This is a genomic window from Mesorhizobium sp. M6A.T.Cr.TU.014.01.1.1, from assembly GCF_004022765.1.
Taxonomy (GTDB): Bacteria; Pseudomonadota; Alphaproteobacteria; order Rhizobiales; family Rhizobiaceae; genus Mesorhizobium; species Mesorhizobium mediterraneum.
In genome coordinates this window covers 12,125-27,582 of record NZ_RZPG01000027.1, presented here as the reverse complement: position 1 = coordinate 27,582, position 15,458 = coordinate 12,125, and the positions used below count along the sequence as shown (strand labels likewise).

The window sequence follows — 15,458 nt, the reverse complement described above, 5'->3', positions numbered from 1 at the left end:
TCCAGAATGGCCGAGCGGATGCTGTCGGCAACCTGCTTTGCTGCCCCCATAGGTTTGACAAATAGCAGGCCGCGCCTATGGTCGACCTGTTACAGGAGCGACGCATGACGAAGACAACCGGCTGGATTTTTGGCGGGTTTTCCGCTCGTTTGCCGGACGACAGAAATCGGTCGCAGCCCTCGCCCTTCCCTCTTCCGGCCGTGCCGCTGCGTCCGGCCTATTTGCGTCCTTGAGCCTCATGTCCCAAAGGATTGCCGAACTCCTGTCGAGACTGGAAAAGCGGCTGGACAGGTCAGCGATTGTTTCGGCCGAAGAGGCCGGACCGCGCTATCAGGAAGACCCGGACGGCAAGGACGGCGCCCCGCCGGCGATCGTCCTGCGTCCGCGCACGGCCGGCGAAGTGTCCGACATTCTGCGCCTGTGCAATGAGGTCGGGCAGCGGCTTGTCGTCCAGGGCGGCCGGACCGGGCTTGCCGGTGCGGCGCGCATCCAGCCCGGCGAAGCGGTGCTGTCGCTGGAGCGCATGACGGCGATCGAGGCTCCCGACCGCGAAGCGGCGACGATCATCGCCGAGGCCGGCGCGCCGCTGCAGATGTTGCAGGACGCGGCCGATGCGGCCGGCTTGCTGTTCGGCGTCGACATCGGCGCGCGCGGCACGGCCACGGTCGGCGGCAATGTCGCCACCAATGCCGGCGGCATCCGCGTGCTGCGCTACGGCATGTACCGCGCGCAGGTGCTCGGCCTGGAAGCGGTGCTTGCCGACGGCAGCGTGCTCACGTCGCTCAAGGGCTTGCCCAAGGACAATTCCGGCTATGATCTCAACCAGCTCTTCATCGGCAGCGAAGGCACACTCGGCGTCGTCACGCGCGCCTGCCTGCGGCTGCACCCAAAGCCGGCCACCGAGGTCAATGCCTTCTGCGCGCTCGCCTCGCTGGATGCGGCGATCGCGCTGCTCGGGCTGCTCAGGCAGAAGCTCGGACCGTTGCTCTCGGCCTATGAGGTCAATTTCGCGCCGCTCTACGGCGCCATGGTCGCCGGCATGGATGCGCCGGCGCCACTGCCGGTCGGCTCGCCCGTCTACGTGCTCGCCGAGATACAGGGCCACGAGCCCGACGGCGAACGGTTTGCCGCGGTGCTGATGCAGGCGGTTGAAGACGGCGTGATCGACGACGTGGTCGTCTCGCAGTCGCCGCGCGAATTCCGCGCGCTCTGGGCGGTGCGAGAGGACGCCAATCGTTTTCTGTTTTCGATGAAAGGCCTGATCGGCGTCGACATCAGCATTCCGCTGGCGAGGATGGGCACTTTCCTGCAAGCGGCAGAAGCCGCGATCCGCGCAATCGACCCCAGCGCCGACATCTATGTCTTCGGCCATCTCGGTGATGGCAATCTGCACTATCAGGTTGGCACCGTGGATCCGGCCGCCGCATATGACATCGTTTATAGGGGCGTGGCCGCGGCCGGCGGCGGCGTCTCGGCCGAACATGGCATCGGCCTCGACAAGAAGCAATGGCTGCACCTGGCGCGCAGCGATGCCGAGATCGCGGCCATGCGGCGCTTGAAAGCGGCCTTCGACCCGAACAATATCCTCAATGCCGGGCGGGTCTTTGATCTCGCGCCGGCGGATGTTGCGCGTGAAGGAGTGCCCCGATGACGGCTGCCGCTCTCCCGAAAAGCGGACAAGCGAATGCGGTTCCGGCCAGCCTCGACGATCGCTATGCGCTCGAACGCGGCCGCATCCTGGTCTCGGGCACGCAGGCGCTGGTACGGCTGCCGCTTGTCCAGCGCCAGCGTGACCTTGCCGCCGGCCTCAACACGGCCGGCTATGTCTCGGGCTATCGCGGCTCGCCGCTGGCCGGTTTCGACCGCGAGATGCAGCGCGCCGGCAAATATCTCAGGGCAAACCACGTCGTCTTCCATCCCGGCCTCAACGAGGACATGGCCGCGACCGCCGTCTGGGGCACGCAGCAGACCGGCATGTTCGCGGGTTCGCGCTATGATGGCGTCTTTTCCATGTGGTACGGCAAGGGTCCCGGTGTCGACCGGACGATGGACGTCATCCGCCATGCCAATGCCGTCGGCACCAACCGACATGGCGGCGTGCTGCTGCTGGTCGGCGACGATCACGGCGCCGTCTCGTCAACGCTGCCGCACCAGAGCGAGCACAATCTGATCTCGGCCATGGTGCCGCTGCTGTCGCCGGGTGGCGTCGGCGAATATATCGACTACGGCCTGCTCGGCTGGGCGATGAGCCGTTATTCCGGCGCCTGGATCGGCTTCAAGTGCCAGACCGAGATCGTCGAATGCACGGCGACCGTCGACGTCGATCCGGCGCGGCTTGGTATCGTTACACCAGAATTGCCACTCCCCGCCGACGGCCTGTCGCTGCGCTGGCCGGATGGCCCGCATGCGATGGAGCGCCGCATCGAGCACAAGATGGCGGCGGTGCATGCCTTTGCCCGTGCCAACGGCATCGACCGCATCGTGCATGGCAGCGGCAAGGCGCGGCTCGGCATCGTCTCGACCGGCAAGTCATGGCTCGATCTGCTTGGCGCGCTGTCGGCGCTCGGGATCGACGAGCGGCGCGCGGCCGAGCTCGGCATCCGGCTGTACAAGGTCGGCATGGTCTGGCCGCTCGAGCCGGAGGGGCTAAAGGCCTTTTCGCAAGGGCTGGAGGAAATCCTCGTCGTCGAGGAGAAGCGGCCGGTGCTCGAGGACCAGATCAAGGCGCTGCTGTTCAACGCACCGGATCGCCCGCGCGTCTTCGGCAAAATGGACGAGCGCGGCGCGCCGCTGCTGCCTTCCATCGGCGAGATCAGCGCCGTTTCGGTCGCCCGCGCCATCGTCTCGCGGCTCGGCGCGCCGGACGCGGAGCTTGGCCTGCATCTGAAGACAATCGAGGCCGTCGCGGCGTCTGCCCCCGGCGACGTGATCGCGCTGAAGCGCGACCCCTATTTCTGCTCCGGCTGCCCGCACTCGATCTCGACCGTGGTGCCCGACGGCAGCCGCGCCTCGACCGGCATCGGTTGCCACATGATGGTCATCGGCATGGAGCGTGAGACCTCCACCTTCACCCAGATGGGCGGCGAAGGCGGCGCGTGGATCGGCCTGTCGCCCTTCACCGACGAGAGGCACATTTTCGTCAATATGGGCGACGGCACCTATTTCCATTCCGGACTGCTGGCGATCCGAGCTGCCATCGCCGCCAAGGTCAGCGCCACCTACAAGATCCTCTACAACGACGCCGTCGCCATGACCGGCGGCCAGCGTCATGACGGCGAGGTTTCCGTGCCCTCCATCGTCGAGCAGACGCTGGCCGAGGGCGCGAAACGCGTGGTCGTGGTGTCCGAAAAGCCTGAGGCCTGGGCGGGCGTCCTGCCGCGGTCCGTGACCATCCACCATCGCGACGAGCTCGACGCCGTGCAGCGCGAGCTCAGGGAGATCAAGGGCGTGACGGTGCTGGTTTTCGACCAGGTCTGCGCCGCCGAAAAACGCCGCCGCCGCAAGCGCGGCGCCTACCCGGTCTCGCCAAAACGGGCCTTCATCAACGAGCTGGTCTGCGAAGGTTGCGGCGATTGCTCGGCCGTCTCCAACTGCATTTCGATCGAGCCCGTGGAGACCGAGTTTGGCCGCAAGCGGAAGATCAACCAGTCGAGCTGCAACACCGACCTGTCCTGCATCAAGGGCTTTTGCCCGAGCTTCGTGACCGCGGAAGGCGGCACGATCCGCAAGCCGAAAGCGCGCGCGGTGACGGCTGGTTCCGGTGAATTGCCGATGCCGGCGCTGGCGGCGCTCGACCGCCCCTACAACATGCTGCTGGCCGGCATTGGCGGCACCGGCGTCATCACGGTCAGCGCCATTCTGTCCCAGGCGGCGCATCTCGACGGGCTCGGCCTTCTGACCCTCGACCAAACCGGGCTGGCGCAAAAGAACGGCGCGGTGATCTCGCATATCAGGCTGGCGCGCGACCCCGACTTGCTCAACACGGTCAGGATAGGCCCAGGCGAGGCCGATCTGGTGCTTGGCTTCGACATCGTCGTCTCTGCGTCCGCGACATCGCTCTCGACCTTTGCGCATGGCCGCACAACAGCCGTTCTCGACGATCATTTCGCGCCGACCGCCTCCTTTGTGCAGAACACCGCGATCGACTTCCGCCAGGAAGCGACGCTGAAGCAATTGCGCCGGGCAGCCGGCGAGGAGGCGGTCACGCTGGTTTCGGCGACGAAGCTTGGCCTGGCGCTGATGGGCGACGCCATCGCCGCCAACATGTTCCTGCTCGGCAATGCCTGGCAGCGCGGACTGGTGCCGATCAGCCTGACATCGATCGACAGAGCGATCGAGATGAACGGCGCGGGCGTCGCCATGAACCGCGCCACCTTTGACTGGGGCCGCCGCGCGGCGGTCGACCTTGCGGCGGTGCTGAATGCGGCGCAGACAGGGAGCGCAGAAGCGCCGAAGCCAGAGACGCTCGACGACATGGTTGCCCGCCGGATGTCCTTCCTGACCGATTACCAGAATGCTGCCTACGCAAACCGCTACCGCAAGCTGGTGGAGACCGCCCGCGCGGCCGAAGCCGGGACCTCAGCCGGCTCCGAGGATTTTGCCAAAGCCGTGGCGGTCGGGGCCTTCAAGCTGATGGCCTACAAGGACGAATATGAGGTGGCGCGGCTGCATCGCGATCAATCCTTCAGGAAAAAGCTGGCCGAACAGTTCGAGGGCGATTTCAGGATCAGGCATCATCTCGCTCCGCCGATGATTTCGCGCATCGACCCACGCACCGGCCATCCCGGCAAGATCGCTTTCGGCACCTGGATCAATCCGGTTTTCGCCATGCTGGCGCGGCTGAAGGGCCTGCGCGGAACACGCTTCGATCCGTTTGGGCGCACCGAAGAGCGGCGGATGGAACGGCGCCTGATGGAGGAATATGAAGGCCTGATAGCAGATCTTTCGGCGCGGCTGACGCAGGGCAATCATGCCGTCGCGACCGAGCTTGCCCGGCTGCCGGAAGAGGTGCGCGGCTTCGGCCACGTCAAGATGGCGGCGGTCGAACGTTTCGAGGCAAGGAAGAAAGCGCTGCTGGCAAAATTGGGCAGGGAAAGCCGGTTGGAGACGGCGGCGTGACTATTCCGCTCTCGGAATGACCAGCGCATCGAGAACGCAGACGCCCTTCTCGAACACGACGACCGGATTGAGGTCGACAGCCTCGATCAGATGGCCGTAGCGGCCGGCGAAATCGGACAGCGCCAGGATCGTGTCGACCAGTGCTTCCCGGTCGGCCGGCGGCGCGCCGCGATAACCCTTGAGCAGAGCGCCCAATCGTGTCCGATCGATCAGCGCCTCGGCCGACTTGCAATCGATCGGCAGCAGATCGAATGCGGCGTCCTTGACCAGCTCGACAAGAACGCCGCCGATGCCGACGACGATACCGAGGCCGAATGGCTCGTGCCGGATGAGGCCGACCAGCACTTCGACGCCGCGCCCGGCCATTTCCTGCACCACCACGCCACGCAGTTCCGCATCCGGTGCGTAGGCCCCGGCATTTTGCATGATCGCCGTGAAGGCTTCGGCAGCTTCGGCTGCACTGCCTATGCCGAGCTGCACGCCGCCGGCTTCGGTCTTGTGGAGAATGTCAGGCGATTCGATTTTCAGCACGACCGGAAAGCCGATCGCCTCTGCAGCCTCGCCTGCCTCTTGCGCCGTTACCGCCTGACGCTCGCGCGTCACTCTCAGACCGTTCTCGGCCAGCAACTGCTTGGCCTCCCGCTCGGTCAGCTTCTTGCCGGCAGCAAGACGCTTTGCCCACGGATCGTTTTCGCCGGCCGGTTCGATCGCCGGGGCGTTCGGTATCGTGGCGCCGGTCGCGTCCAGCAGCCGCCGCACGGCACGCAGCGCAGCACGTGTGCCGTTGAGCACCGGCACGCCGGCAAGCCTGTCCCGGACCACGGGATGGTGTCCGGAGGAGAGATTGCTCATGAAGATGACGAGAACGGTCGCATCCTTTGCGTAAGCGGCAACGGCGTCGGCAATGCCGACATATTCGGCAGCGCCGCCGGCATCGAGGCCGACAGGCGCGTCTTGCGCGGCGACGATCAGGCCGACGGCGGGATCCTGCGCCAAGATGTCGAACACGCGGCGATAGATCGCGCCATCGGCGAAAACCACGCCCGTGGTGTCAACCGGATTTTGCGGCGTCGCGAAAGGCGGCAGCACGGCCTTAAGCCGCGCGATGGTTTGTTGCGAAAATTCCGGCAGATCGATGCCGACCTGTTCGGCGATGTCGGACACATGGGCGACCCCACCGCCGCTGACGCCGACGACCGCGACGCCCTTTCGGGCCGGCCTGGCTTTCAGCGTGAGGCAGAGCGCGGCGGTCTCGACGAACTCGTCCATGTCGGCGACCTCGATCACGCCGGTCCGCCGGAAGAAGGCTTCATAGGCCTCGTTGGCGGCAGCGAGCGAACCGGTATGCGCGGCGGTGGCTTCCGCACCCTTGCTCGACTTGCCGGCGCGCAAGGCAATCACTTGCTTTCCGGCGGCATGCACCGCCTGCATCGCCGAGGTGAAGGCGGCGGGATCGCGGATCGCTTCCACGACAAGTCCGACGACGCGCGTCGCCTCATCGTCGGCGAGATAAGAGAGATAGTTGGGAAGATCGGTCGCCGCGCTGTTTCCGCAAGAGACGATGTGGCTCAGGCCGAAGCGCCCGGAATTGGCGAGCGCGATGGCGCTGGCACCGGAATGCGACAGGATGGCGAGCTGGCCTTTCCTGAGATTGGGCGACAGCGTCGAGGAGTAAAGGGCCGCACCGCTTTGCAGATTGAACAGGCCGAGGCAGTTCGGCCCGCAGATCGCCATGCCGTATTTTCGCGCGATCCCGACCAGCGCCTGCTGGCGCGCCTTGCCCTCTTCATCGGTCTCGGCAAAGCCGCTGGCCAGCACGACGGCCGCCTTGACGCCGTCCTTGCCGGCTTCTTCAAGCGCACTCAGAACGTGTGCCGCGCCGATGCCAATCACCGCCACGTCCGCCGGCGCATCGAGCCGGTCGAGCGACGGAATGGCCGGAATGCCGAACACCTTTTCGGCCTTCGGATGCACGGGGATGATGGTGCCGGAGAATCCGAACGCCATCAAATTGCGCATGACGTAGCTCGACGACGCGTCAGCCCGTTCCGTAGCACCGATGACGGCGACCGAACGCGGCGCCATCAGCGCCCGCATCGCCTCATGCGAAGCGGCGAGGCCGGTCACGGCTCAGTCGAGGCCCTTGAACGGACCGTCACGGAAAGCGAGATATTCCTTGAGGCTCATCTTGGCGAGGTTGGCCATCCATTCACGGCCTTGCTTGGTGACATGCAGTGCTGCGATCGCCTCGATATTGTATTGGAAGGACGGCAGCAGCCCGGCCACCATCTGCTGGTTGTTGATCGACGCCTTGGTGAACTTCAGCGCCGGAACCGGCATGCGCGCCAGCTTGCGGGCGAGGTTTTCCGTCTTTTCCTTCAACTGATCGGCCGGCACGATCCGGTTGATCAGATGCATGCGCAGCGCCTCCTCGGCGTCGACAAGGTCGCCCGTATACATCAGCCAACGCACGTCGCGCGTGGCGAGCAGCCAAGGCATCATCAGCGCCGGCGGCCCGGAATTGTGGCGCACCTCAGGCTCGCCGAATTTCGCATTGTCGGCGGCGATCGCCAGGTCGCAGCACATCATCAGTTCCAGCGCACCGGCCAGCGCATAGCCGTTGACCGACGCGATGACCGGGATCGGCGCGCGCCAGATGTTGAGCAGCGCTTCAGCGTTCTCGCCCATGTCCTCGCGCCAGAAATCGATGTCGACATCGAAGTCGCCGCCCTGCAGATCGTAGCCGGAGGAGAAGGCACGGCCGGCGCCGGTGATCACCAGCGCGTTGATATCAGGATCGGCAACGGCGGCGGCGAGTGCCTTGTCGATCTCGCGGATCACCGTCTTGTTCATCGCATTGAGCTTGTCGGGACGATTGATGGTGATCGTCGCGAACTTGTCGGTCGCGTCCTTCTCGTAAAGGATCGTCTCGTAGGTGGCCTGCTCGCTCATGCGGTTCTCCTGGTATTTTCGGCAGTCGGAAATCGGAGGTCAGTGAAGCCGGGCTGAGAGTTGACCTTGTCTACGCTGCCATGCGCTTCAGCCGCGCATGCGCCACGGCGATGCGAGCGGCGAGCTCGGCGTTGTTGCGGACCAGCGCGATATTGGCCTTCAGGCTGCGGCCCTGCGAGAGCTCGTTGATGCGGGCGAGCAAGAACGGCGTCAGCTCCTTGCGGCCGATGCCGCGTTTTTCAGCTTCCGCCACGGCCGCAGCGATCGTGCCATCGATGAAGGCTGGATCGAGCGCATCCACTTCCGGAATTGGATTGGCGACGAGGATGCCGGTGCCCGAGCCGATCTGCTCGTGCAGCAGCATGGCCCCAGCAATGTCCTCCGGCGTGTCGAGGCGGTGATCGGCTTTCAGTCCGCTGGAGCGCGTATAGAAGGCCGGAAAATCATCGCTCTGATAGGCAATCACCGGCACGCGCTGGGTCTCCAGATATTCCAGCGTTTTTGCAATATCGAGGATCGATTTCACGCCGGCGCAGACGACCGTGGTGCCGGTCTGCCCGAGTTCGGTCAGGTCGGCCGAGATATCGAAAGTGGCCTCGGCGCCGCGATGCACGCCGCCGACGCCGCCCGTCGCGAAAATGCCGATGCCTGCCAATGCAGCGATCCGCATCGTCGCCGAGACCGTGGTGCCGGCCGATCCGCCGCCCACCATGATTGCCGCGAGGTCGCGCCCGGATGCCTTGACCACGTCTTTTGCCGCTGCCAGCTTTTCCAACTCAGTGTCGTCGAGCCCGACCTTGATCTTGCCCGCAACCACCGCGATCGTGGCGGGAACAGCGCCGTTCTCGCGCACCACGGTTTCAACACCGCGCGCGGTCTCCAGATTGGCCGGATAAGGCATGCCATGGGTGATGATCGTCGATTCCAACGCCACCACCGCACGGCCTTCCCGAAGTGCTGCCGCAACTTCGTCGTTCAGGTGGAGAAGGGAAGTTTTCATCGTCGTCTCGCTTTCAGGGTCGTCTCGCTTTCAAGCGGGAATGCGGTACATGCCGGCGGTGAGGAAGCGCGGCGACAGATCGGGATGAACGCTGGATTCACTCTCGGTGGTCAGCGTGGCGAGCAGCGCGCCGGTGCGCGCTGCGTGGGGCACGGGATCGCCCGAAAGCACCTTGTACATGGTGCCGGCAATCATCGCATCGCCGGCGCCGGTGATGTCGACGGCCCGCGCTGGCACGGAGCGCATCGTCGCCACGCCGCTCTCGGTCGCCACAGCAAATCCATGCGCGCCCATGGTCACGATGACCTCGGCAGCACCGGCCGCGCGCAAGGCAGCGGCAGCGTCTTTCGGCTTCAGCCGCTTGTCGGCATCGGTGATGCCAAGCATGGTGTTGGCCTCGTCGTGATTGGTGAACAACAGGTCGATGCCGGTCAGGTCCTTCGGCAGGCGTGCCGATTTCGGCGACGACACCGTGTCGACGGCGAGCTTGAAACGCGCGCCCTGCTTGCGTGACATCAGCGCTGCGATAGTCGCGGCCGGTAGGTTGCAGTCGATGAACACCCAAGTCGCCGAAGCCAGATGCGGCCAGAAGCGGTCGAGATAGGATGGTGAAAACAGATCGAAAATCTCCATGTCGGCGATGCCGAGCACGAGATCGTTGTTGAGATCGAGGATGGCCGCGTATTCCGCCGTCGGCCGCTCCGTTGTGGTGATCACCTGGCTGACGTCGGCGCCGAGATCGCGCAGATGCCGCACCAGCGAGCGGCCGGTTTCGTCGTCGCCGACAATCGAGACGAAGCTGACGTCGACGCCGAGGCGGACAAGGTTCTCGGCGACGTTGCGGGCGACCCCGCCGAAGCTGCGATAGCCGTCGACCGGGTTCGACGTCTCGAAGATCAGATCCTTCTTGGCGTGGTACTTGCGGTCCAGGACCGCGCCGCCGATGCAGATCATGCGCTTGGAAGCCGGCAACACATAGCCGCGGCCGAGAATGTAGCCCTTGTTGACGAGCTGCACGATGTGGGCCGCGACGGTCGAACGGGCAATGCCGAGCGCGGTCGCTATGTCCTGCTGGCCGGCGAACGGGTTCGCCGCGATGAGGTCCAGAACCGCTTGTTCCTGTGCTCCAAGGTCGTCCATAGTCTCACCCGGCCCGTCTAATTCGTAGCTGAACATTTTCGATATGGACAACAACAGATGATCTTGTCAACATTCGTTTGTAGCTATAACGTCCATCAAACCGGCGTTTCCCCGGCTTCTCTCGAAGCGGGGACAAGGCACTAGAGAAGGCACAGCGATGCGCATGCGAGATCATCCGCCCTGCCCGCTTTCACTGCTTCAACATCCTGAAGCGGCCATGCCTGGTTTTCGCCTTCTGCATACGACAGTTCCAACAGGAAGGTGATCGCGATCATGCAGCCTGAGCCTCAAGTCGAAGCAACAGATCAGGCCGAAGCAACAGGTCAGGGAATTCCCGTCGTCGATGTCGGGCCTTTCATTCGCGGCGAGGCCGGCGCCGGTGCTGTCGTCAGGGCTATCGAGACCGCCTGCCGGACCACCGGTTTCTTTCTGGTCACCGGCCATGGCGTGTCGCCCGAGAGGACGATGCGGCTCTATAATCTGGCGCGCGCCTTCTTCGATCTTCCCGAGGACTACAAGCGCAGCCATGGGCGCGGAACCGGCTTGAAAGGCGGCGTCGCGTTCTCGCCGATCGCCGACGAGGCGCTGGCCGCCACCAAGGGCATCAAGACGCCAGGCGATTACAAGGAAAGCCTGAATTTCGGCCTGCGCCTCAACGGCGACACCTGGCCGGACCAGCCCGAACGTATCGAGAGCGCCTTTCGTGATTATTTCTCCGAAATGGAAACGCTTGCCGGGCATCTGCGCCGGATCTTCTGCCAGGCGATCGGCCTCGAGCCCGACTATTTCGAGCCGGCTTTTGAGAACCATCTGTCGGCACTGCGGGTCATCAATTATCCCGAGCAGGAATTGGACCCCCTGCCCGGCCAGCTTCGCGCCGGCGTCCACACCGACTACGGCTTCATGACCATCCTGCGTTCGGAAGCATCGTCCGGCGGCTTGCAGGTGCAAACACGCGACGGGCGCTGGCTCGATGCGCCGTCGATCGACGGCGCCTATGTCGTCAACATCGCCGATGCCTTCATGCGCTGGAGCAACGACGAATGGGTCTCGACGCCGCACCGCGTCGCCAATCCGCCGCGCAACAGGAAAGGCAGCTCGCGCCGCCAGTCGATCCCGTTCTTCGTCAACCCCAGCAAGGAAACGATGATCTCCTGCCTGGAGCCGTTCTGCGCGGACGGCAAGCAGGCCAAGTATGAGCCGATCACCTATGGAGACTATATCGAGCTGAAGACGAAACAGGCATTCGGCCGCTGACCGAAGCCGGGGCTCGGGCGCAATCGCCCTCGCCAAGCTCAGCCGGACGGCTCCAAAAACGACCGTCCCAAAGAACGAATTGATTCAAGAAATCAACAAGGGGAATTGTGATGACAAAATTGACCAGAAGACAGACGGTTGCCGGCATGGGCGCGCTCGGCGCCGCCGGGCTCATTGGGATGCCTGCCATCGCCCAGGAGAAGACGCTGATCGTGCCGACGCTCGGCGGCGTCTGGGAGCAGTTCTGGCGCTCGACCATCGCACCGGCCTTCGAGAAGGCCTCGGGCGCCAAGGTGACGCTCGATGTCGGCAATGGCCGCGTCTTCGGCGCCAATTTGCGTGCCGCCGGCGCCGACAAGCCGCCCTACTCGATCATCATGACCAATGAGGTGTTCGCGTCCGGCCTGCGCAAGGAGGGCTTCTTCGAAAAACTCGATCTGGCCAAGCTGCCGAACTACAACGATCTCTATCCGCTGGCCAAGATCGCCGACGGTTTCGGCGCCACCGGCGCCATTTCGCCGATCGGCATCGGCTACCGCACCGATCTGGTTCAGACGCCGCCCAAGGCGTGGAAGGACCTGTGGAGCAACGAGGAGTTCAAGGGCAGGATCGGCCTCTACAATTTCGCCAACAGCGCCGGCAAGATGGAGCTGCTGCTGGCCTCGAAGATCTTCGGCAAGGACCAGTATGATGTCGATGCCGGCTTTGACGCTCTCGCCAAGCTCGGCCAGGTGATCCAGGTCGACTTCAACCTCTCCACGGCTTTGTCCTCAGGCGAAATCGTCGTCGCGCCGTTCGATTTCGGCGAGATCGCGCGGCTGCGCAAGCAGGGCCTGCCGGTCGAATGCGTCGTTCCCGAGGAAGGCATGTTCATGTTCGACCAGACGGTCTCGATCCTGGCCAATGGACCGGAAAAGGAGCTGGCCTATCAATATGCTGACTTCCTGCTGTCGCCGGAAATCCAGATGCTGATGGCGAAGGAATTCTTCGTGTCGCCGACCAACTCCAAGGTGGTCATTCCGGACGACCTCAAGGCCGACGTGCCGGTCTCGGGCGAGGCAATGACCAAGATACTCACCTGGGACTGGGATTTCGTCAACGAGAAGCAGGGCGAGCTGGCCGAGCGCTGGGCCAAGACGATCCTTTAAGGGCTGACATTGAACTTGGGATGGCGCGTCTCGCTTTCGGGGCGCGCTTCCCGCCAGCCGCGCCGCGCCTGCGGTGGCGGTCGATCGCCTGTGAAGTGGAGCATTCATGACCGAGGTTAGCATCGAGCGGCTGACCAAGACCTTCGGCAGCGCACGCGCGGTCGACGGCATCTCGATCCGCATCGCCGATGGCGAGTTCATTTCGCTGCTCGGTCCCTCAGGCTGCGGCAAGACGACGACGCTGAAGATGATCGCCGGCTTCGAGGAAGCGAGCGAAGGCGCCATCCGCTTCGACGGCAAGGACGTCATCAACGTGCCGGCCGAAAAACGCGACATCGGCATGGTGTTCCAGAACTATGCGCTCTTTCCGCATATGACGGTGGACCAGAACCTCGCTTTCGGGCTGGAGATGCGCAAGATCGCCAAGCCCGAAATGCGCAGCCGCATCGCCAAGCTGCTCGATATGGTGCAGCTCGGCGGATATTCCGAGCGCTATCCAAACCAGCTTTCCGGCGGCCAGCAGCAGCGCGTGGCGCTGGCGCGGGCACTGGTCATCGAGCCGAAGATCCTGCTGCTCGACGAGCCGCTCGCCAATCTCGACGCCAAGCTGCGCGAGGAAATGCGCGTCTTCATCCGCGACCTGCAGCGCCGCGTCGGCATCACCACTGTCTACGTCACGCATGACCAGGCCGAGGCGATGACGATGTCCGACCGGGTCGTGGTCATGTTCGGCGGCCGCATCGCCCAGATCGGCGCGCCGTCCGACATTTATGAGCGCCCCGAAAATCTCGAGGTCGCGCAATTCGTCGGCCAGGTGAACCTGATCAAGGGTACGATCACTGGAGAGGCGGAAGCCGGAAGGAGCCGCGTTGCGTCCGTCTTTGGTGAAGTCGCCGTCCACAGCCGCACCGATCATGCGCCCGGCACCGCCGTCACGCTGTCGCTGCGCCCGGAGGCGATCGAACTCAGGCCCGCAGGTCAGGGCGGCGCACCGGGAAAGGTTACCGCGCGCTATTATTCCGGCAGCATCATCGATTATCGCGTCGCCCTCGATTCAGGCGAGACGCTGCATGTCCAGACCTTTCCGAACATTCGGATTGCCGAAGGCGACCGCGTCAGCGTGCACGCGCCGGCGGATGGGTTCTGGCTGCTCGGGGCAGCAAAATGAGGGCGGCGCGCCGCAAGGGCCTTGGACCGCTGGTCCTGATCGCGCCGGCGGCGGCGCTGCTCGGCATCTTTCTCATCCTGCCCTACCTCAACATCGTGGTGATGAGCTTTCGCATGCCGGGGCAAGGCACGCCTTACGGTCCGGGCTTCACGACAGGCAACTACACCAAATTCTTCGCCGACAGTTTCTATCTGCTTCAGGTCGCCAACACGCTGTGGATCGGCCTCATCACCACCGCGATCTGCCTCGTCGTCGGTTTTCCCGTCGCCTGGCAATTGGCGCGCGGCACCATGCGTTTTCGTGCGCTGGCCTATGGGCTGGTGCTGTCGCCGTTGCTGGTCGGCATCGTCATCCGCTCCTATGGCTGGACGATTCTTTTGGGCAATGCCGGCCTCATCAACCGCACGCTGACTGGCATGGGCCTCATCGATCGCCCCTTGCCGCTGATGTACAATGCGCTCGGCATCGTCATCGCGCTGGTCCATGTCTTCCTGCCCTTCATGATCCTGCCGATCACGGCGGGGATCCAGGGCGTCGATCCGTCGCTGGAATCGGCGGCGCGTTCGCTCGGTGCGTCGCGCTTCACTGCCTTCCGCCGCATCGTCCTGCCGCTGTGCACGCCAGGCATCCAGGCCGGCTGTATCCTCGTCTTCGTTTTGTCGCTCAGCGCCTATGTGACGCCGTCGCTGATCGGCGGCCTCAGGGTCAAGACCATGGCCGTCACCGTCGTCGATGCGCTGATTGATACGTTCCAGTGGCCATGGGGCTCGGCGCTGGCGCTCATGCTGTCCGTCACCGGCGCGCTCTGCGTCGTCATCTTCGCGCGGCTGACGCGCATGAAATGGAAGGTGGCGCGACCATGAAGCGGCCGGTGCTCACGCTCTACTGCCTACTGGTCTATGCCTTCCTGCTGGCGCCGATCCTGGTGGTCGTCGGCGCCTCCTTCAACGCCGGTAATTTCCTGACGTTCCCGCCGCAGGGCCTGTCGCTGCGCTGGTATGTGACGTTCTTCCACAATGACGTATTCATGCGCGCGATCCGTACCTCGCTGTGGGTGGCGGCGGTTGCCACCGTCATTTCCGGAACCATCGGCACCATGGCCGCGCTCTACTACGTCCAGCATGCCGGCCGCTGGAAGGAGACGGTGCGCGTCGCCATGCTGGCGCCGCTGCTGCTGCCGGAAGTGCTGACGGCGATCGCACTGCTGTTCTTCGTCTATGCGATCGGCATCGGCACCACGACCATGATCGGCATGGTCGCCGGCCATGTGCTGATCACGCTGCCCTTCGTCTTCATCAACGTCTCGGCCTCGCTGGAAAGCTTCGACCCGTCCTGGGACATGGCGGCGCGTTCGCTGGGCGCCGACCGCTTGACCCGCTTCCGCCGCATCATGCTGCCGCTGATCAAGCCCGGCGTCATCGGCGGCGCGCTGTTTGCCTTCATCATATCCTTCGACACTTTCACCATCTCGTTCATGCTGAAGGGAATCGGGACGTCGACGCTGCCGATCCAGCTCTTCGACTACCTGCGCACCAATTTCACGCCAGAAGCCGCAGCCGTCTCGACCGTATCAATCGTGCTGACGCTGGTGGTGGTGATCGTCTCGGAGAAAGTGCTGGGGCTGCGCATCCATCGCTTCTGAGCTGATGCTGCGCTTGTCATCTGCAACACACCG

Annotated in this window: 12 protein-coding genes; 7 read left to right on the top strand and 5 right to left on the bottom strand. The window is 64.3% G+C overall.

Translation table 11 applies throughout. The features are described from left to right. Positions 1–238 precede the first annotated feature (238 nt). Both EN885_RS25820 and EN885_RS25815 read left to right on the top strand, forming a co-directional pair. Positions 239–1,651 carry an FAD-binding oxidoreductase gene (locus EN885_RS25820; RefSeq protein ID WP_128243570.1) on the top strand — a complete coding sequence of 471 codons (1,413 nt, stop codon included), beginning with the start codon at positions 239–241 and terminating at the stop codon, positions 1,649–1,651. Further along, entirely contained in the window at positions 1,648–5,118 is a 3,471-nt protein-coding gene (locus tag EN885_RS25815; protein ID WP_128243569.1) for an indolepyruvate ferredoxin oxidoreductase family protein, read from the top strand. The genes EN885_RS25820 and EN885_RS25815 overlap by 4 nt, the downstream gene beginning before the upstream one ends. Here EN885_RS25815 and EN885_RS25810 read toward each other — a convergent pair whose 3' ends face one another. From EN885_RS25810 to EN885_RS34745, 5 genes are all read right to left on the bottom strand, one after another. Beyond that, a complete protein-coding gene (locus tag EN885_RS25810; protein WP_128243568.1) occupies positions 5,119–7,245 on the bottom strand; it encodes an acetate--CoA ligase in 2,127 nt (708 codons plus the stop codon). It abuts the gene before it with no gap. Between the two features lie 3 nt (positions 7,246–7,248). Then, complete coding sequence (locus EN885_RS25805) at positions 7,249–8,070, bottom strand: enoyl-CoA hydratase/isomerase family protein (RefSeq protein ID WP_127203660.1); 822 nt, start codon at positions 8,068–8,070, stop codon at positions 7,249–7,251. Positions 8,071–8,140: 70 nt separating this feature from the next. Then, entirely contained in the window at positions 8,141–9,070 is a 930-nt protein-coding gene (locus EN885_RS25800) for a pseudouridine-5'-phosphate glycosidase (RefSeq protein WP_127203659.1), read from the bottom strand. A 30-nt stretch (positions 9,071–9,100) separates the two neighbouring features. Continuing rightward, positions 9,101–10,210, bottom strand: a complete 1,110-nt coding sequence (locus tag EN885_RS25795) for a carbohydrate kinase (protein WP_095483825.1) — start codon at positions 10,208–10,210, stop codon at positions 9,101–9,103. A gap of 140 nt (positions 10,211–10,350) precedes the next feature. Beyond that, entirely contained in the window at positions 10,351–10,485 is a 135-nt protein-coding gene (locus tag EN885_RS34745) for a hypothetical protein (protein ID WP_281035159.1), read from the bottom strand. Between EN885_RS34745 and EN885_RS25790 the strand changes: the two genes are divergently transcribed. The 5 genes from EN885_RS25790 to EN885_RS25770 all read left to right on the top strand — a co-directional run bounded on the left by EN885_RS25790 (position 10,484) and on the right by EN885_RS25770 (position 15,425). Next, positions 10,484–11,467, top strand: a complete 984-nt coding sequence (locus EN885_RS25790) for a 2-oxoglutarate and iron-dependent oxygenase domain-containing protein (RefSeq protein WP_128243567.1) — start codon at positions 10,484–10,486, stop codon at positions 11,465–11,467. The two genes, EN885_RS34745 and EN885_RS25790, sit on opposite strands and share 2 nt — an antisense overlap. A 110-nt stretch (positions 11,468–11,577) precedes the next feature. Beyond that, positions 11,578–12,615, top strand: a complete 1,038-nt coding sequence (locus EN885_RS25785) for an ABC transporter substrate-binding protein (RefSeq protein ID WP_128243566.1) — start codon at positions 11,578–11,580, stop codon at positions 12,613–12,615. 106 nt (positions 12,616–12,721) lie between these two features. After that, positions 12,722–13,783, top strand: coding sequence for an ABC transporter ATP-binding protein (locus tag EN885_RS25780; protein WP_128243565.1), 1,062 nt, complete (start codon positions 12,722–12,724; stop codon positions 13,781–13,783). Next, positions 13,780–14,646, top strand: a complete 867-nt coding sequence (locus EN885_RS25775; RefSeq protein WP_128243564.1) for an ABC transporter permease — start codon at positions 13,780–13,782, stop codon at positions 14,644–14,646. The genes EN885_RS25780 and EN885_RS25775 overlap by 4 nt, the downstream gene beginning before the upstream one ends. Further along, entirely contained in the window at positions 14,643–15,425 is a 783-nt protein-coding gene (locus tag EN885_RS25770; protein ID WP_095484012.1) for an ABC transporter permease, read from the top strand. Before EN885_RS25775 ends, EN885_RS25770 begins: the two co-directional genes overlap by 4 nt. Positions 15,426–15,458 lie beyond the last annotated feature (33 nt).